The sequence below is a fragment of the Nocardioides daejeonensis genome, assembly GCF_003194585.1.
Lineage (GTDB): Bacteria > Actinomycetota > Actinomycetes > Propionibacteriales > Nocardioidaceae > Nocardioides > Nocardioides daejeonensis.
On the sequence record NZ_QHKZ01000004.1, the window covers coordinates 1 to 17,061 of the forward strand.

The window sequence follows — 17,061 nt, forward strand, 5'->3', positions numbered from 1 at the left end:
CCGCGGCACCTCGTTCGTGGAGATCTACCAGAACTGCCCCATCTTCAACGACGGCGCCTTCGACGCCATCAAGAGCCCCGACACCAAAGCCGACGCCATCATCGCGCTGGTCCACGGTGAGCCGATCACCTTCGGCGCCCGCGACGAAGCCACCGGCCTCGGCACCAACGCCCTGATCCGCAACGCGCGCGGCGGCATCGAAGTGGTCTCGACAAGCTCGACCTCCGAAGCCGAGATCCTGACCCACGACGCCCACAACCCCGACCCCTCCACCGCCTTCGCCATCTCCCGGCTCACCGACGCCGGCTACCTCAACCAAACCCCCATCGGCATCTTCCGCGACGTCACCCGCCCCGCCTACGACGACCAGGCACGCGCACAAGTCGCTCAGGCGAGGGCAGCGGGTGCGGGCGACCTGCAACGTCTCCTGGACAACGGCGACACCTGGACGGTCTGACCACCGTCCTCGGGAAGCAAAGAACTCGACAGCACGGGCACAGTGCCCTCGGAACTGAAGGTGGAGATCCATGAGCGAAGTGATCATTGTCGGAGTGGACGGCAACGAGCGCGCCGAGCGCGCGGCTGACCGGGCGGCCCAGCTCGCCCGGGCAACGGATGCCGCCCTGCACGTCGTGTGTGCCTACGTGCGTGAGCAGACCGCACAGATCACGGTGGGCGATGGCACGCATTCGGTGTCGGTCGCCGAAGAGAGTGCGGATATCGCGTCGCGCACCGCTGCACGCCTTGCCGAGGTTGTGCCGACCGTGACCAGCGCCGCGGTCCACGGCCGCCCGGCCGATGCGCTGCTCGAGGAGGCCGAGAGACTCGACGCCTCCTTGATCGTGGTCGGCAACAAGCGCCTGCACAGCATCGCGCGCGTGCTCGGCAGCGTACCGGCCGCGGTCGCGCACCATGCGGCCTGCGACGTCTACATCGTCAACACCAACGAGAGCTGACGCGACACGGCTCCCGCGCGCTCAGACCAGGTTGTCCTCGACGGGGATGCCGAAGGAACCCTTGCCGTAGAGCGCGAGGGTGCGCTCGATGTCGTTGGCGACGTGCACCGAGCCTGCGTGCGCATCACGCCACGCCCGGCCGATCGGATTGTCCGAACGCAGCGAGTTGCCGCCCGCGGTCTTGAACAGCATGTCGATCGCCGTCAGCGCCCGCTCCGTGCCGCGGACCTGGTCGCGGCGTGCCCGCAGCCGCAGCTCCATGGGGATCTCGCGGCCAGCCTCGGCTGCGGCGTGCAACTCGTTGATGTTGCGGTCCATCTGCAGGACCGAGGCGTCGATCTCGGAGGCGGCCCGGGCGAGGGCGACATGGGCGAACGGGTCCTCCACGAAGCGCCCCCCACCCAAGCTGAGCCGGTGCCGGTCGATCATCGTGGCGACGTAGTCGTCCAGGCATCCCTGCACGGCGCCGAGGATCGGTGCGGTGACGGTGCTGGTGAAGACCGCACCGAAGGGCATCCGATAGAGCGGACCGGTGTTGACCTGCTGGCCCGGGCCCCGCAGCTGCGAGTGCTCGAAGTTCCGCAGCACCCGGTAGGAGGGCAGGAAGGCGTCGCGCACGATGAGGTCGTTGCTGCCGGTGCCGCGCAGCCCGATCGTGTCCCACACGTCGACGATCTCCGCCTCGGTGCGGCGCACCACGGTGGTGATGAAGTCCACCGGGCTCCCGGTCGGCCCCGTGACCAGTGCACCCAGCAGCAACCACGACGCATGGTCGCACCCGGAGGAGAAGCTCCAGCGGCCACTCAGCCGATAGCCACCGTCGACCTCGGTCAGTCGGCCCACCGGCGCGTAGGAGGAGGCGAGCAGCGCGTCCGGGTCGTCGCCCCAGACGTCTTCCTGTGCCGCCTCCGGGAAGAGCGCCAGCTGCCACGGGTGCACACCCATCACCGAGGCCACCCACCCGGTGGAGCCGCAGGCACCGGAGATCGCCCGCACCACTTCGTAGAAGGCCGTCGGGTGCTCCTCGAGACCGCCGTACCGGTGCGGCTGCAGCATCCGGAAGACCCCCGCGTCGCGCAGCTCCGCGATGCTCTCCTCGGGGATGCGGCGCGCATCCTCCGTCGCTGCGGCCCGCTCCCGGAAGCCCGGCAGTAGCGTCCGCACCTCTGCCAGCACGTCGTTCATGACCACAGCATCCGCCAGTTGCGCGTGCCGGCGGGCGCCGGCTTCGGTGGGCGGGACCCGGCGTACCCGTGCCTCACGACACCGTGAAGGCGGCCAGGGGCTCGGAGCCGGACCAGTCGTGGCCCCAGTAGGAGTCGGCAGTGATCTCCTCGGCCGTGTAGTAGGTCTCGTCGACGAGCATGCCTTCGCAGCCGTACTCGATGTCCCATCCACCCGGCGCGCGGACATAGAAGGAGACCATCTTGTCGTTGGTGTGCCGGCCCAGGGTCGAGGAGAGCGAGAAGCCGGCCTTGTTCACCTTGTCGAGTGCGCGCCCGACCGCGTCGAGCGAGTCGACCTCGACCATCAGGTGCACCAGCCCGGGCTCCTCACCGTGCGGTGCGGGGCAGATCGCCAGGCTGTGGTGCCGCTGGTTCACCCCCATGAAGCGCACCCGTCGTACGGGCGGTGGCGAGTCGATGCCGCCCAGGCGGATCGCGCCTCGGGGCAGGAAGCCGAGCACCTCGGTGTAGAACTCGACGGTGGCCTCGGGTGCGGTCGTCGGCAGCACCACGTGCCCCATCCCCTGCTCGCCCGTCACGAAGGTCTGGCCATGGCCGGTGAGCACCGGGCTGTGGTCGAGCACGGGTCCGAAGAAGACCTCGAGCGGCGTGCCGGCCGGGTCCTCGAAGGCGACCCCTGCCTCGATCCGGCGTTCGTCGCACTCGTCCTGGTCGAAGATCCGCACGGAGCGGCCCGATGCCTCGACCGCCCGGCCCACGGCGGCCAGCGCGAACTGGTCGCGTACCTCCCAGCCGACCGCCAGCACCTTGTCGACCGTGCCGGGCAGCACGACCAGGCGGGCGCTCCGCTCGTCCATCCGCAGGTAGAGACCCTCCGCGTTGGCGCCCGGCACCTCCTGCATGGCCAGGCAGTCGACCGTCAGCTCCCGCCAACGGGGGACGTCGGTGGTCTGCACCTTGAGGTAGCCGAGGCCTCGGATCTGCGTCATCGTGTCGTCCTTCCAATCTCTTCCGTGGGTCAGATCATCGAGAGCATCGGGCCAGGCGGCGGCGTCACACCGAGCTCGGTGAGCGCGGTGGCGTGGAAGACCGACCCGGTCACGTGGACGGCATGGGCCAGTCCCATGTGGCCGTCGCGCCAGAACCGCTGGATCGGGTTGTCCATCCGCAGGCCGTTGCCGCCGGAGCGGGCCACGATCTCGTCCATGGCACGGACCGCGCGCCACGCCGCAGCCACCTGGGTACGCCGCGACGCGGCACGCTGGGCGATGGTCGCCTCCTCCCCGCGTTCAGCCATCGCGTGGAACCTCCGGACGTTGTCGAGCAACGCGACCCGCGACGCCTTGATCTCCTCCGCGGCGGCGCTGATCGCGTAGAGGACGTAGGGATCGTCCTTCACCGCGGTCCCGGTGATCTGCACCCGGGTCTTCTGGTAGGCCAGGTGCGCGGCCAGGGCACCCTCGGCGATACCGATCACCGCGGAGGTGATGCCGAGGGGGAAGGCCGTGGTGAACGGCACGTGGAAGATCGGGTTGGTGTGACCGGACTCGCGCGGCTGCGAGCCGTCGAGGAACTTGCTGAACGGCACCACCCGGTAGGACGGCACGAAGGCGTCCTTGATGACGATGTCCTTGGAGCCGGTGCCGCGGAGACCGACGACGTCCCAGGAGTCCTCGACGATCGTGTAGTCGCTGCGCGGCAGGATCACGTGCTGGCTCTGCGGCGGCATCTGGGGCTTGCCCTCCTCGTCGCCGAGGAAGGCGCCGAGGAAGATCCAGTCGCAGTGGTCGGTGCCCGAGGAGAACTGCCAGTGGCCGTTGAAGAGGTAGCCACCGTCGACAGGCCGCAGCACCCCCATCGGGGCGTAGGGGGAGGCGATCCAGGTATCCGGGTCCTCGCCCCACACCTCCTCCTGGACACGCGGGTCGCACATCGACATCTCCCACGGGTGCACCCCGACGATGCCCGCCACCCAGCCGGTGGAGCCGTCCAGGGAGGCCAGTCGCATGACCGCCTCGGCGAACTCGGCAGGGTGCGCCTCCATGCCGCCGTACTTCGTGGACTGCAGCATCCGGATCACCCCGGTCTCGCGCAGCAACTCCGCGGTCCGGTCGGTGAGCCGCCCGAGCGCCTCGTTCTCCGGGCCCAGCGCGGCGAGCTCGTCGGCACGCTCCTCGATCGCCTGCATCACGGGGTGCGTCATCGTGCACCGCCCTTCCCGGTGAGGAAGGCAAGGACGGTGGCCTCCCATGCGTGCTTCGCCTCGATCATCGTCCAGTGACCGCAGTTGGGGAAGATGTGCACCTGCACGTCCGGGACGGCGCGCATCGGCAGCAGCACCATGTCGACCGGGCTCACTCGGTCGTCGCGTCCCCAGGTGATCAGGGTCGGAGCCGTGATCTTGTGCAACATGGCCCAGTAGGGCGGCTCGCCCGATGCCTCGGCCGCCTTGGCCGCGGCTTGGAGGACGCCCCTGCCGTACATCCGCCGGGCGGAGGCAAGTGCCTCCGGATCGACCGCCAGCTCCCACCGCTCCGCGATGAGCTCCTCGGTCACCAGCGACTGGTCGAAGACCATCGAGCGCAGCCAGGCGACCAGCCGCTCCCGGCTCGGATCCTCGACGAAGTCGGTGAGCAGGTTGATCCCCTCGCCCGGCGACGGGCTGAAGATGTTGCGGCCCATCCCACCGATCGTGACCAGCTGCTCCACGCGGTCCGGCTGAGCGATCGCGAACCGGGTGGCGACGACGCCGCCCATCGAGTTGCCCAGCAGCCGCGCTCGCTCGATCCCGAGACCGTCGAGGAAGTCGGACACCGCCGGCAGGGCCGCCGCCATCGGGTGCAGGTCGGTGTCGTCGCTGATCCCGAAGCCCGGGAACTCCAGGGCCAGGCAGCGGAAACGCTCGGCGAAGAGAGGCAGGTTGCCCCGGAAGTTGCGCCATGCGGAGACGCCCGGCCCCGACCCGTGCAGCATGACCAGCGGCGGGGCATCAGGATCGCCCACGTCGTGGTAGCGGAGCACCCCGCGCTCCGTGGTGAGCTCATGTCGGTGAGAGGTCTCTGTCAGCTGGGTCACATCGCGCACGCTAGGGGCGGCGTACGTCGCACAGATACCGCTCCCGGTCACTGGGAGGGAACACCCTCACAGCCGGGCCGGGAAGTCCAGCGCACGTTCTCCCGCCCGCTGAGCGGGATGCGCCCCGGCGACACGGGGGCCGACCGATTGGGTGGGGCCATGACAGTGCCGACCCCTGCCGAGATGCGTGCTGCCATGGGGCGCTTCGCCTCGGGAGTGACCGTGGTGACCGGGGTCGGAGCCGAAGGCCCGGTCGGCTTCGCGTGTCAGTCCTTCGCGTCCCTCTCGCTGGATCCACCCCTGGTGCTCTTCTGCGCCGACCATCGGGGCCGGAGCTGGCCCCTGATCCGCGACGCCGGACGCTTCTGCGTCAACGTGCTCGCCGAGCACCAGACGGATCTGTGCGACCGCTTCGGATCCAGCCGCGGGGCCCGCTTCGACGGTCTCGACTGGTCGCCCTCCCCCTGGGGTACGCCGTCACTGGCGGGCGTGCTGCTGCGGGTGCATGCCGACGTCGAGGCCGTGCATGCGGCCGGCGACCACGACGTGGTGATCGGGCGGGTGCTCGGCCTCGACACCGCCGACTTCGGCCGACCGATGGTCTTCTATCGCGGTGCCTTCGGGGTGGACTTCGACAGTCACCCGGCCTCACTCGCCACCGTCAGCGCGATGCCGTCCTCCCTGTTGCGCTGGGGGGACGGCATCCGCTGGGGCTGAGCCGGAGATCAGGCCGGCGGCAGGGGCGGGAAGATCGGCCCGCCGCCGAACATCAACCGCGGGGAGACCGGGCTGCCACCGTCCGGTTCCGTGACGCCGTAGGCCTGGGCCGCCTCGGCGGTGATGAAGACCTCGCCGGTGTGACTGTGCAGGTCGGGGTCGGCGGCGATCGCGGCGAGCACCCGGCCCTGGAGCTCCGGGGTCTCGGCATCGGTCACCGGGACGCCCGCAATGTTGTCGACGCCGCTGGCGAGCAGCTGCTTGGTGCGCACCAGTCCGGGCCACAGCGACAGCACCGTGACGCCGTACTGCCGGAGCTCCAGCGCGGCATCATGCGTCATCTTGTCGAGGCCGGCCTTCGAGATGCCGTAGAGCGTCGAGTGCAGGTAGGCGCGGGTGCCGACCGAGGAGATGTTGACGATCAGGCCGCTGCCCTGGTCGATCATCAGGGGTGCGGCGGTGTGGGTGGCCACGTAGTGCGCACGCAGCCCGACCGAGATGAGGGTGTCCCAGTCCGAGAGCGGGCGCTCCCAGAGCCGCTCCGGTTTCACGTGGTTCATCCCCGGGCCGGCCCAGGCGTTGTTGACCAGCAGGTCGAGCCGTCCGGCGCTGCCGTGCACCTCGGCGACCAGACGCTGTACGTCGCCGTCGTCGGTGTGCTCGCACCCGTGCGCGACGCCGTGGCCGCCGGCGGCGCCGACCCGGTCCACGGTCTCCTGGAGACGCTCGGGGTCGCGCCCGGAGACATGCACGGTCCATCCGGCCTCGCCGAGGCCGACGGCGATGCCTTGGCCGACCCCCTTGCTGCCGCCGGTAACCAGCGCGACCTTCGCCGTCACGAGTAGGACTCCGTGATCTGCACGCCCTCGGGCAGCGGCGTCACGATCGTCCACAGCACCGTGACCTCGCAGCGCGCGATCCGCCACTCGCCGTCCTCGACGACGTAGCGGTCGGCGTACTCGATCGCGCTCACCCGCTCGACTCCGGCCTCGAGGTCGACCTGGCGGAAGCGCAAGGTCCAGGCACCGGTGGCCTCGGTCTCGCCGACCAGCTCGATCACCGGGTGCATGGCGTGATGCATGTCGAGGATGACGATCTTGTCGTCGACCCGCTTGAGTGCGAGGTGGGCGAAGACTCCGGCTATCCCGTCGGCGTCCTCGAACTTGCCGATCCGCGGACCGTAGTCGACGACGGCGCCCCGCGCGATGAAGCAGTTGCGGAACTCCTCCGGGCGTTTGGCGTCGCACGCCCTCAGGTACCGGTACTTCAGCGCCTTGATCTGCTCGACCGCTTCGAGTCGGGCCAGCCGCTCTTCCACTGTGGTCACGACGGACCTTCCTTTCGCTCTTCTTCTCGGGACGTCACAGATCGTGACCTCAGGGTAGGGACGGTTGCAGCGCCGGGTCGGCCTCGACGAGGTGGCAGGCAACCGAGGAGTCGGGGCGAGGACGACGGTCGGCGGGCGCCTCCTCGTGACAGCGCGCAATGGCGTCGGGGCAACGGGAGCTGAAGACGCAACCCGTCGGCGGGTTCATCGGGTCCGGCAGCTCACCCGTCAGCCGGACCCGTTGCCGGGAGCGCTGCACCACAGGATCGGCGACCGGCGCGGCGGAGAGCAGCGCCCGGGTGTAGGGATGCTGAGGCGCATCGAAGAGCACGTCGGCGGGACCCTGCTCCACGAGGGTGCCGAGGTACATCACGGCCACCCGGTCTGCGATCTGGCGGACCACCGCGAGGTCGTGGGTGATGAAGAGGCAGGCGACGCCGAGCTCCGCGATGAGCTCCTGCAGCAGTGCCAGCACCTGGTTCTGGCTCGAGACGTCGAGTGCGCTCACCGCCTCGTCGGCGACCACCAGCTTGGGGCGCAGCACGAGCGCCCGCGCGATCGCGATGCGCTGCCGCTGCCCGCCGGAGAACTCGTGCGGGTAGCGGTCCGCGTGCTCGGCCCGCAGCCCCACCATCTCCAGCATCTCCACGGCCGTACGCCGCCGCTCGGCCCGGCCCTGAGCGGTGTGCACGATCAACGGCTCACCGATGAGCTCAGCCACCGACATCGACGGGTCGAGCGAGGAGTACGGGTCCTGGAAGACCATCTGGATGTCGCGACGGGCCCGGCGCAGCGCCTTGCCGCGCAGGCCGACGAGGTCGGTGCCGTCGAGCAGCACCGAGCCGCGCTCGGGCCGGATCAGCTGGGTGATGCCGCGCACCGCGCTCGACTTGCCCGAGCCGGACTCACCGACGAGCGCGACCACCTCACCGGGTGCCACGTCGAGATCCATGCCGCGCACCGCCGGCAGGGAGCGTCGTCCGATCCGGTGGGAGACGTGCAGGTCGCGCACCTGCAGCAGCGGGCCACTCATGCCAGGCTCCCTTCCGGGGTACGCCGCAGGTCGAGTTCCAGCGTCCGCACGCAGCGCACCGCGCCTCCGTTCACCCGCGGCTCCAGAGCGACAGGGCCGGCCTCGCAGGCGGCGACGGCGTGCGGGCAGCGGGCAGCGAAGCGGCAGTGCTCCGGGAACTGGTCGGGCATCGGCGGCGTGCCGGGGATGATCTCGATCTCTCCCATCCCGTCGACCCGTGGCAGCGACCGCATCAGACCTGCGGTGTAGGGATGTCGCGGTCGGGCGAAGATGTCGAAGCACTCGGCACGCTCGACCACCTGGCCGGCGTACATCACGACCACCTCGTCGCAGGCGTCCGCCACCACACCGAGGTCGTGGGTGACCAGCAGGACACCCATCCCGAAGTCGCGGGCGAGGTCCTTGACCAGGTCGAGGATCTGCGCCTGGATCGTCACGTCGAGTGCGGTGGTGGGCTCGTCGGCGATGAGCATGCGCGGGTCGGTGGCCAGCGCCATCGCGATCATCACCCGCTGCCGCATGCCGCCCGAGAACTGGTGCGGATAGTCCCCGATCCGGCTCGCCGCGCGCGGGATGCCGACCAGGTCGAGCACCTCGATCGCTCGCTTCCGGGCCTCCGCGCGGCTGGCGCCGCGGTGCCGGCGGACCACCTCGGCGATCTGCGAGCCCACGGTGAAGGCCGGGTTCAGGCTGGTCATCGGCTCCTGGAAGATCATCGAGATCTCGTTGCCACGCACGTCGGCCATCTCGCGCTCCGAGAGGCTCAGCAGGTCGCGGCCGTCGAAGAGGACCTCGCCGCGCGACGTGCGACCGCTGTCGCCGTGCAGGCGCAGCAACGCGAAGCAGGAGACGCTCTTGCCGGAGCCGGACTCGCCGACGAGTGCGACCACCTGGCCCGGCATCACGTCGAACGAGACGTCGGTGACCACCGGCTGCCAGGAGCCACGGACAGCGAACTCGACGGTCAGGTCGCGCACGGAGAGCAGTGGAGTCGTCATCTCAGGCCCTTCCCTTCTCCCGGCCGACGGAGTCGGAGAGCCCGTCGCCGACGACGTTGCAGGCCAGCACGGTCAGCACCACCGTGACGGTCGGAACGATCACCGGCCACGGCGTGTAGAACCAGGCCGCCCGCCCCTCCGACAGCATGCTGCCCCAGCTCGGGTCCGGCGGCTGCACGCCGAGGCCGAGGAAGCTCAGCGACGACTCCGCCAGGATCGCGAACCCGAAGGCGAGACTGATCTGCACCGCCAGCGGTGAGAGCACGTTGGGCAGGACGTGCCTGCGCAGGATCCATGCGGTGGGAGTGCCGATGCTGCGCGAGGCCTCGATGAACGTCTCCTCCCGCACCGCGAGGGTCGCCGCCCGCACCACACGGTAGAACCGCGGCACGAAGACGACCCCGATCGCCAGCATCGCATTCGTCAGGTTGGGCCCCATCACACCGACGATCGCCAGCGCCAGCAGCAGCGGCGGGAAGCTGAGCAGGGCATCGGCGATCCGGGAGAAGACCGCGTCCCACCAGCCCCGTAGCAGCCCGGCCAGCAGTGCGGGGACCAATCCGCCGAGGAGCCCCACTCCCACGGAGGTGATGGCGGCCAACCCGGCGACCCGGGCGCCGTACAGGAGGCGGGAGAGGGTGTCGCGGCCGAGCGCATCCGTGCCGAGCAGGTGTCCGTCGCTCAACGGCGCCAAGCGGCGGGCATCGATGTCCTGGACGAGCGGATCGTAGGGGGCGAGCCAAGGCGCGGCGACCGCGGCGACCAGCCAGACCAGGAGCACGAGGAGTGCGAACCGGTTGGCCCAGGGGCCGGTGAAGCGGCGGACGAAGCGGCGACGCGGGCTCTCCACCACGGTCCTCGTGGTGGGCAGGACGCTCACTGGGACTCTCCCCTCGGGTTGAGGTAGCCATAGGTCAGGTCGACCACCAGGCTGGCGGTGACCGTGATGATCACCGCGAAGACGACCATCCCCTGGATCGCCGGCAGGTCCCCGGCGAGGACGGCGCGGACGGCGAAGTCGCCCAGCCCCTGGATGCCGAAGATGGTCTCCACGACGGCGGTGCCGCCGAGCAGGTAGCCGGTCTGGATGCCGACCACGGTGATGACCGGCATCAGGGCGTTCTTGAGGCCGTGCTTCCACACCACGGTGCCCGGCAGCATGCCCTTGGCCACCGCGGTCCGCACGTAGTCCTGACGGAGTACGTCGGCGAGCGAGGCCCGCAGCTGACGCGCGATCTCCGCAGCGGCGATCACACCCAGCGCGAAGCCGGGGAGCAGCAGGTGGCTGAGCCACGGCCAGAACCCTTCTGCCATCTCCACATAACCGGTGGCGGGCAGCCATTGGAACTTGATGCCGATGACCAGCGTCAGGAGCAGGCCGAGCACGAAGTTCGGCGTGGCCAGGCCCAGGGTGCTGCCGACCGTCACCACCCGGTCCTGCCACTTCCCCGCCCGCCGGGCGGCAAGCACCCCTGCGGGGATCCCGATCAGCAGCGCGAAGACCATCGCCACCACCGTCAACGAGATGGTGATCGGCATCCGCGCCGAGATCATGTCCCACACGGGCGTCCGGAAGGTGTAGCTGGTGCCCAGGTCTCCCTGGAGGAGATTGCCCAGGAAGGTGAGAAACTGCTGGTGGAGCGGTTGGTCCAGGCCCAGGTCCGACCGGACCGCGGCCACCTGTTCGGCGGTGGCCCCCTCCCCGGCGATCCGGTGGGCCGGATCGCCGGGGATCAGGAAGATGAGGCTGAAGGTCGCCAGGGTCACGATGCCCAGCAGCGGCACGAGGGCGACGAGCCGACGGCCCAGCATCGACAACGTGCGACGACCCACGACTCCAGCACTCACTGCACTCCCTCTCTGATCACGGTCCGGTCGGACCGGATCAGTCCGTCATTCCGACGCCACGGAACTCGCTGATGCCGACGACGGTCGGCTCGTAGCCCGTGACACGGTCGTTGCAGACGGTGCCGACCTGGTTGAAGGTCACCGGCACCACCGCACCGGCCTCGAGCACGACCTTCTGCACGGCGGCGAGTGCATCGCCACGCGCGGCGGTCTCCTCGATCGCATTGGCTGCGGCCAGTGCCTCGTCGAAGCCCTCCGGCTCCACGTGGCTCACGTTCTGCGGTGCCGCCTCGTCGAAGTAGGCGGAGAAGAGCATGGACGGGTCGGGCCGACCGGTCCAGGCGGTGATGACGGCGTCACCGGTGCCCTTGAGGAAGTTCACTCCCATGTCGGCAGGCGGGAGCGCCTTGATCTCCATGTCGATGCCGATCTCGGCCAGCTGCGCCTTGATGATCTCGGCGGTGGTGACGAACTGCGGGATGGTGAGCGTCACCGCCGTGAAGGAGAAGCCCTTCTCCAGGCCGGCCTGCTTGAGCAGGTCGCGAGCCTCGTCCTGGTTGTAGGTCACCAGGTCGGCCACCGGGTCGTTGGAGACGAAGTAGTCGCTCGGGAAGAGGCCCTGCGATGCCTCGCCCTTGCCCTCCTGCGCGCCCTCGAGGATGGCGTCACGGTCGATGGCGAGGTTGATGGCACGGCGGACCAGCGGGTCGTCGAACTCGCTCTTGGTCTGGTTGAAGTAGAGGACGGTCTGGGTGAGCACCGTGCGCGCCCTGGTGGTGGCACCGGGGATCTGCTCGGCCGGGGCGATCATGGCGGGCGAGACCAGCGCGCAGTCGGCCTGGTCGGAGGAGACGGCGTTCAGGTTGGTCTGCGGGTCGGTCGCGACACTGAACTCGAGGCCGCCGAGCTTCAGGGCGTCCTTGTCCCAGTAGTCCTTGACCGCCTCGAAGACGTAGTGCGAGCCCGGGTCCGCCTCGGCGAGGGTGAAGCGGCCGATCCCGTCGGAGTCGGTGGCCAGGGCCTTGGCCGCGTCGGGGGTGGCGAACGCCTTCGGGCTGACCATCATGCCGGCCAGGTCGGAGAGGGTGAGGACCAGGTGGACACCGGGCGAGTTCAGGTTCAGCTTCACCGTGGCGGGGTCCACCACGTCGACCGAGTCGACCGCCGAGAGGAGCGAGGCGGAGATCGAGTCGGGCTCGCGTGCCCGGTCCAGGTTCGCCTTGGCGGCCTCCGCGTCGAACGGCGTGCCGTCTTCGAAGCTGAGCCCCTCGCGGAGGTGGAAGGTCAGCGTCTTGAAGTCGTCGGAGAACTCCCAGGACTCGGCGAGGCCAGGCACCGGTTGACCCTGCGCGTCCTGGTGGACGAGCCGGTCGTAGACGAGGTTGAGCACGATGAAGTCCGACGCCGCGACGGTCTTGTGCGGGTCGAAGGAGGTGGCGCCCGCCGAAGTCGTGTAGCGCAGCACTGCGTTGGGGTCAGGGTCGCCGCTGCCGCTGCCGCCCGAGCTTCCGCAGGCGGCAGTGAGGGCCAGACAGGCCAGGGCGGCCAGGGCTGGGATTCGCTTCACGGGTTTTCTCCACTTCCTTGATGGGTGCCCACCCGAGGGGCGGAATGTGTCGTGCGGGTCACACGGAGTGACTGGATCTTGAACACTGCTCGGCCTGCCAGGACAGGGATCCCAGTGACCGGGAGTCCCGACAGGGCCGCTCAGTCGTAGGCAGCCGCGCTCCGTCGCTCCACCTCGGCGACCAGGGCAGGGTCGTAGTCGGCGGAGTCACCAGGCGTCCAGGTCGCGGCGACCAGCCGACCGCTGTAGGGGAAGCTCCGCTGCCGGAGATACAGGTCCCAGTACACCGGCCCACCGCGGCAGAGGCCCACATCGATGCCGCTGAACGGCGCCATGCCCACCAACATGGTGACCTCTTCGATGCGGGCAACCTCGATCCCGTCGATCGTGAGGGCCCACGACCAACGGAACCCCGGGCGCGCGGTCGCGCTCAGCCGCAGGGTGCAGGCACCCTCGGGCACGGGCGCGGATCCGGCAGCCACGTGCATGCGTCCGTACTCGTTGTAGCCGACGTGTGGCCGCCCCTCCTCGATCCACACCAGGTAGCCGCCCCCCTGGTCACCGTGGGCGAGGAGGATCCCCTCCGCAGGCTGCCGATGCTCCAGCTCGATGTCGACGGTGAAGGAGCGCAGGCTGACCAGGCACTGCGCGCGATACCGCTCCAGGGTGGGCGTGCCGGGCAGGATCCGCACCGGCCGGAGGAAAGCGTCCTCGTCCGGCCGGCGGATCACGTGCTCCAAGGCCCCGGTCGAGTTGAGCGGGAAGACGGTGTTCGCCCAGGCTGCCCGCTCCCAGCCGGCGGCGAGCTCGCGCACTCTGTCGGGATGCTGCGCCGCCAGGTCGTGCAGCTCGTTGGGGTCGGTGGCGATCTCGTAGAGCTCCCACTCCGCGTCATCGAAGGGCGTGCCCGGGAGGTGCGAGGTGACGATCTTCCACCCGTCCCGATAGAAGCCCCGGTTGCCGCCGAACTCGGCGTACTGCTCGCGACGGCTGCCGGGCGCCTCCGCATCGGCCAGGCTCTCTGCGAAGCTCAGTCCGTCCATCGTCTTCGCGGGCCGGCCGTGCCTGGCGTGGGGGATCTCCACACCGGCCAGCTCCAGCAATGTCGGGGCGAGGTCGGTCACGTACTGGTACTGGCGACGGATCCCGTCGTCGCCAGGGTGCCGAGGCAGGCCGGCCGGCCACGAGAGCAGGAACGGCACACGTACGCCGCCGGCGAAGGTCTGGCCCTTGTAGAGCCGGAACGGGGTGTTCGACGCCAGGGCCCAGCCGCGCGGGTAGTGGACCATCGTGCGAGGCCCGCCGATCAGCTCTGGGTCGAGGGCGACGTCGCCCTCCCATTCCTGGGGCAGGCCCGGCAGGTGGACGAACCGACTGAAGTAGCTGCGGGTGCCCTCCGGGCCGCCCTCCATCGTGCCGCCGTTGTCGGAGGTGAAGACGATGATGGTGTTGTCGAGCTCGCCGAGCTCGGCGAGCGTGCTGGTGATCCGTCCGAGGCTCTGGTCGATGTTGTCGACCATCGCCGCATACACCTCCATGTAGCGGGCATAGAGCCGCTGCTGGTCGGCGCTGAGCTCGTCCCACGCAGGCACCGCGAACCTGGCCTTGCCGCCGTCGCGAGGAGGCAACGGCAGGTCGGCGGGGAAGAGCCCGTCCGCGATCTGCCGGGCGTGTCGGTCCTCTCGGATCCGGTCCCACCCGGCGGCGTACCGCCCGCGGTACTTCTCCAGGTCCACCTGCTTGGCGCCGAGCGGGCCGTGCATCGCGTGATGGGCGAAGTAGAGGAAGAAGGGCTTGCCGGCATCGCTGGCCCGCAGCGCCGTGATCATCTCCAGCGCCCGGTCGGTCAGGTCGTCGGTGAGGTAGTAGTCGTCCGGGAACTCAGCGATGCTCTGCGGGCTGTTGTCGACCACGATCCGGTTGGGGTGGAAGAAGCTGTTCAACGCCTCGGTGGTGCCGTAGTACCGCTCGAAGCCCCGTTGCACCGGCCACGACGCCCGCGACGCCGCGTCGTTCATCAGGGCCTCGCGGCTCAGGTGCCATTTGCCGACGCCGAAGGTGGCGTACCCGCTGTCACGGAGGATCTCGGCGAGGGTCAGGACGTCGTCGTCGAGCTCCAGCAGCGAGCCTGGGAACCCGGGGTCGAAGTTCGCGACCGACCCGAACCCGGCGCGGTGCGGGTTCAGGCCGGTGAGCAACGCGGCTCGCGCCGGGGAGCAGACCGGTGTGCTGTGGTACTGGGTCATCCTGATCCCGGTGGCAGCCAGCCGGTCAAGGTGCGGGGTCTCGATCTCGGCCCCGAACGGCCCGATGTCGGAGTAGCCCATGTCGTCGACCAGGACCACCACGACGTTCGGCGCACCCTGTCGGGCGCGCCGCCCGCGCGGCCACGCCCGCTCGGAGTCGGAGGTCGTCCGTCCGATCCGACCGGGGTGCCGCTCGTAGCCGCGGGCATAGTCGGGAACACCGCGCGCGTCCCGGGCACCGTCTGGTCGGCCGCCCGGGACGGGCAGCGCGGCGCCGCTCACCCGAGACCGAGGTCGCCGGCGAGACGGTCGAGGTGCTCCAGGACGGTCTTCTCGTCGGCGTCGGGCACCGGCCAGACCGCCTGCGCGATGCCGGCCTCCTCCCAGGAGTCGAGCAGCTCGAGTCGCGCTGAGAGACCCCGCACCTCCGGACTGCCCTCACGGCCCGCCGCAGCCCAGGCCTCGCGCAGTTCGGCCACCCGAGCGGGGAGGTCCTGGTCCAACGGGGTGGTGAGCCAGCCGTCGGCGTGGTTGGAGATCCACGCGAAGGTCCTCGGCCCGGCCTGGGCGCCGATGATCACCCGGACCCGTTCCTGCACAGGCTTCGGCCAGGCCCAGCAGGCGTCGAAGTTCACGAACTCGCCGTGGTACTCCGCCTCCTCCTCGGTCCACAGCGCCCGCATCGCGCCGAGATACTCCTTCAGGACGGTACGGCGGCGCTCCGGGGGGACACCGTGGTCGGCCAGCTCGTCGGTGTTCCAGCCGAAGCCGGCGCCGAGCAGCACCCGGCCACCGGAGAGGTGGTCGACGGTGGCGATCGCCTTGGCCAGCGTGAACACATCGTGCTCGACCGGCAACGCGACGCAGGTGCTGAGCTCGATCCGCTCGGTGACCGACGCGACCGCGCCGAGCGTCGCCCACGGATCGAGCGTGCGCAGGTAGCGGTCGTCGGGCAGGTCGGCGCCGCCCGTTGCCGGGTGGGCCGCCGTACGACGGACCGGGATGTGGGTGTGCTCGGGCACGTAGAAGGTGTGGAAGCCGCGCTCCTCGGCCGCTTGGGCGGCACGCTGGGGGCTGATTCCTCGATCGCTGGTGAAGAGTGAGAGTCCATGGCGCATGGCCGGGACGCTAGGCAGCGGTCATCGCCAACGGAGCGCAAACCCAGTCAGTGGGATGGATCACATCCAGCGGCCGGAGCTGGTCAGCAGGATGGTGTCGAGCGCCTCGCGCGACCAGGTGTGCAGGGGGTGGCTCTCCGCCGTCGGCACGGTGGTACGCCGAGGGTTGAGCTCCGCACTGACCCTCCGGGTGGCGTCGGCGACCAGAGGCGCGACCTTCTCCAACGGGGTCCGCGGCGGCATGGCCAGCGAGATGCTGCCGACCGGCCCTGCTTCACCCATCACGGCCGAGGAGACGCAGTTGACCGTGGGGAAGCACTCGCCCTGCTCGAAGGCGAGGCCCCGACGTTCGCGTACCCGGCGCAGCTCGTCATGCAGCACGTTGAGGTCGATGATGGTGCGCGAGGTCATCCGGCCCATCTGTCCGCCGACCACCTCGTCGATCTGCTCGGCGGGAAGCCACGCCAGGATCGCCTTGCCGAGCGCGGTCCCGTGTGCCGGCACCCGGCCACCGACGCGGGTGGGCACGGAGGCGGCGAACCGGCCGCCGAGCTTGTCGAGCACATGCACATGGGCCCCCTTGAGCACGCCGAGGTGCACGACCATGCCGGTGGCCACCTGGAGCTCGTGCAGCACGGGCGCTGCGGCATGCCGCAGGTCCATGGAGGTGTTCTCCCAGTCTGCGAACGCGAGCGCCCGCGGCCCGAGGGCATAGCCGTCGGCGGTGCGTTCGATCCAGGACAGGTGCGTGAGCGCGGTCAGGATCCGGTGCGCGGTCGACCGGGCCAGGCCGGTACGCGCGATGACCTCGTCGAGGCTGCAGCGCGTGGTGGGGGCATCGAAGGCGTCGAGGACGGCGGTCATCCGCTCGATCATCGACGGCGAGGGCGTCGGGGCGAGCGGCGCTCCGGACTCGGGGCGGCGGCTGGCGGTGAGAGTCAACGGTGGCTCCTCCATGACACAGCACACGGCGTCGTGGGTGCTGCCGT

The 17,061-nt window shown here is 70.0% G+C and carries 16 protein-coding genes and 1 pseudogene; 3 read left to right on the top strand and 14 right to left on the bottom strand.

The features are described from left to right. Positions 1-457: pseudogene (locus DNK54_RS11125) on the top strand (2-oxoacid:ferredoxin oxidoreductase subunit beta); the annotation flags it as partial. A 70-nt stretch (positions 458-527) separates the two neighbouring features. After that, positions 528-956 carry a universal stress protein gene (locus DNK54_RS11130; protein ID WP_110207075.1) on the top strand — a complete coding sequence of 143 codons (429 nt, stop codon included), beginning with the start codon at positions 528-530 and terminating at the stop codon, positions 954-956. Positions 957-977: 21 nt separating this feature from the next. Here the strand turns inward: DNK54_RS11130 and hsaA are convergent, their stop codons facing one another. The 4 genes from hsaA to DNK54_RS11150 all read right to left on the bottom strand — a co-directional run bounded on the left by hsaA (position 978) and on the right by DNK54_RS11150 (position 5,218). After that, positions 978-2,141: a 3-hydroxy-9,10-secoandrosta-1,3,5(10)-triene-9,17-dione monooxygenase oxygenase subunit gene (gene hsaA / locus DNK54_RS11135; RefSeq protein WP_110207076.1), complete on the bottom strand. Its 1,164-nt coding sequence runs from the start codon at positions 2,139-2,141 to the stop codon at positions 978-980. Between the two features lie 73 nt (positions 2,142-2,214). Beyond that, positions 2,215-3,132, bottom strand: a complete 918-nt coding sequence (locus DNK54_RS11140; protein WP_110207077.1) for a VOC family protein — start codon at positions 3,130-3,132, stop codon at positions 2,215-2,217. Between the two features lie 29 nt (positions 3,133-3,161). Beyond that, on the bottom strand, positions 3,162-4,346 hold the full coding sequence (locus DNK54_RS11145; RefSeq protein WP_110207078.1) for an acyl-CoA dehydrogenase family protein: 1,185 nt from the start codon (positions 4,344-4,346) through the stop codon (positions 3,162-3,164). Beyond that, positions 4,343-5,218 carry an alpha/beta fold hydrolase gene (locus DNK54_RS11150; RefSeq protein WP_239460045.1) on the bottom strand — a complete coding sequence of 292 codons (876 nt, stop codon included), beginning with the start codon at positions 5,216-5,218 and terminating at the stop codon, positions 4,343-4,345. Before DNK54_RS11150 ends, DNK54_RS11145 begins: the two co-directional genes overlap by 4 nt. Before the next feature lie 159 nt (positions 5,219-5,377). Between DNK54_RS11150 and DNK54_RS11155 the strand changes: the two genes are divergently transcribed. Beyond that, the gene (locus DNK54_RS11155) at positions 5,378-5,935 is read left to right on the top strand and encodes a flavin reductase family protein (RefSeq protein ID WP_204164541.1); all 558 of its coding nucleotides are present in this window, start codon (positions 5,378-5,380) and stop codon (positions 5,933-5,935) included. 8 nt (positions 5,936-5,943) lie between these two features. Here DNK54_RS11155 and DNK54_RS11160 read toward each other — a convergent pair whose 3' ends face one another. From DNK54_RS11160 to DNK54_RS11205, 10 genes are all read right to left on the bottom strand, one after another. Then, positions 5,944-6,774: an SDR family NAD(P)-dependent oxidoreductase gene (locus DNK54_RS11160; protein WP_110207079.1), complete on the bottom strand. Its 831-nt coding sequence runs from the start codon at positions 6,772-6,774 to the stop codon at positions 5,944-5,946. After that, positions 6,771-7,262 carry a nuclear transport factor 2 family protein gene (locus DNK54_RS11165; RefSeq protein WP_110207080.1) on the bottom strand — a complete coding sequence of 164 codons (492 nt, stop codon included), beginning with the start codon at positions 7,260-7,262 and terminating at the stop codon, positions 6,771-6,773. Before DNK54_RS11165 ends, DNK54_RS11160 begins: the two co-directional genes overlap by 4 nt. A 49-nt stretch (positions 7,263-7,311) precedes the next feature. Continuing rightward, entirely contained in the window at positions 7,312-8,295 is a 984-nt protein-coding gene (locus DNK54_RS11170) for an ABC transporter ATP-binding protein (protein ID WP_110207081.1), read from the bottom strand. Then, entirely contained in the window at positions 8,292-9,293 is a 1,002-nt protein-coding gene (locus DNK54_RS11175) for an ABC transporter ATP-binding protein (RefSeq protein WP_110207082.1), read from the bottom strand. Before DNK54_RS11175 ends, DNK54_RS11170 begins: the two co-directional genes overlap by 4 nt. Position 9,294: 1 nt before the next feature. Continuing rightward, positions 9,295-10,173, bottom strand: a complete 879-nt coding sequence (locus DNK54_RS11180) for an ABC transporter permease (RefSeq protein WP_110207083.1) — start codon at positions 10,171-10,173, stop codon at positions 9,295-9,297. After that, a complete protein-coding gene (locus tag DNK54_RS11185) occupies positions 10,170-11,141 on the bottom strand; it encodes an ABC transporter permease (protein WP_204164542.1) in 972 nt (323 codons plus the stop codon). Before DNK54_RS11185 ends, DNK54_RS11180 begins: the two co-directional genes overlap by 4 nt. A gap of 37 nt (positions 11,142-11,178) precedes the next feature. Continuing rightward, the gene (locus DNK54_RS11190; protein ID WP_162602408.1) at positions 11,179-12,708 is read right to left on the bottom strand and encodes an ABC transporter substrate-binding protein; all 1,530 of its coding nucleotides are present in this window, start codon (positions 12,706-12,708) and stop codon (positions 11,179-11,181) included. Positions 12,709-12,848: 140 nt separating this feature from the next. Then, positions 12,849-15,236, bottom strand: a complete 2,388-nt coding sequence (locus tag DNK54_RS11195; protein WP_204164543.1) for an arylsulfatase — start codon at positions 15,234-15,236, stop codon at positions 12,849-12,851. Next, the gene (locus DNK54_RS11200) at positions 15,233-16,072 is read right to left on the bottom strand and encodes an LLM class F420-dependent oxidoreductase (protein ID WP_110207086.1); all 840 of its coding nucleotides are present in this window, start codon (positions 16,070-16,072) and stop codon (positions 15,233-15,235) included. Before DNK54_RS11200 ends, DNK54_RS11195 begins: the two co-directional genes overlap by 4 nt. A 60-nt stretch (positions 16,073-16,132) precedes the next feature. Beyond that, positions 16,133-17,014, bottom strand: a complete 882-nt coding sequence (locus DNK54_RS11205) for an IclR family transcriptional regulator (protein ID WP_204164544.1) — start codon at positions 17,012-17,014, stop codon at positions 16,133-16,135. Positions 17,015-17,061: the final 47 nt, after the last annotated feature.

Bases quoted from the DNA above. Each gene is read 5' to 3' on its own strand.
- DNK54_RS11155 (WP_204164541.1), top strand. From the start codon at position 5,378: ATGACAGTGCCGACCCCTGCCGAGATGCGTGCTGCCATGGGGCGCTTC.
- DNK54_RS11145 (WP_110207078.1), bottom strand. From the start codon at position 4,346: ATGACGCACCCCGTGATGCAGGCGATCGAGGAGCGTGCCGACGAGCTC.
- DNK54_RS11170 (WP_110207081.1), bottom strand. From the start codon at position 8,295: ATGAGTGGCCCGCTGCTGCAGGTGCGCGACCTGCACGTCTCCCACCGG.
- DNK54_RS11140 (WP_110207077.1), bottom strand. From the start codon at position 3,132: ATGACGCAGATCCGAGGCCTCGGCTACCTCAAGGTGCAGACCACCGAC.
- DNK54_RS11130 (WP_110207075.1), top strand. From the start codon at position 528: ATGAGCGAAGTGATCATTGTCGGAGTGGACGGCAACGAGCGCGCCGAG.
- DNK54_RS11175 (WP_110207082.1), bottom strand. From the start codon at position 9,293: ATGACGACTCCACTGCTCTCCGTGCGCGACCTGACCGTCGAGTTCGCT.
- DNK54_RS11200 (WP_110207086.1), bottom strand. From the start codon at position 16,072: ATGCGCCATGGACTCTCACTCTTCACCAGCGATCGAGGAATCAGCCCC.
- hsaA (WP_110207076.1), bottom strand. From the start codon at position 2,141: ATGAACGACGTGCTGGCAGAGGTGCGGACGCTACTGCCGGGCTTCCGG.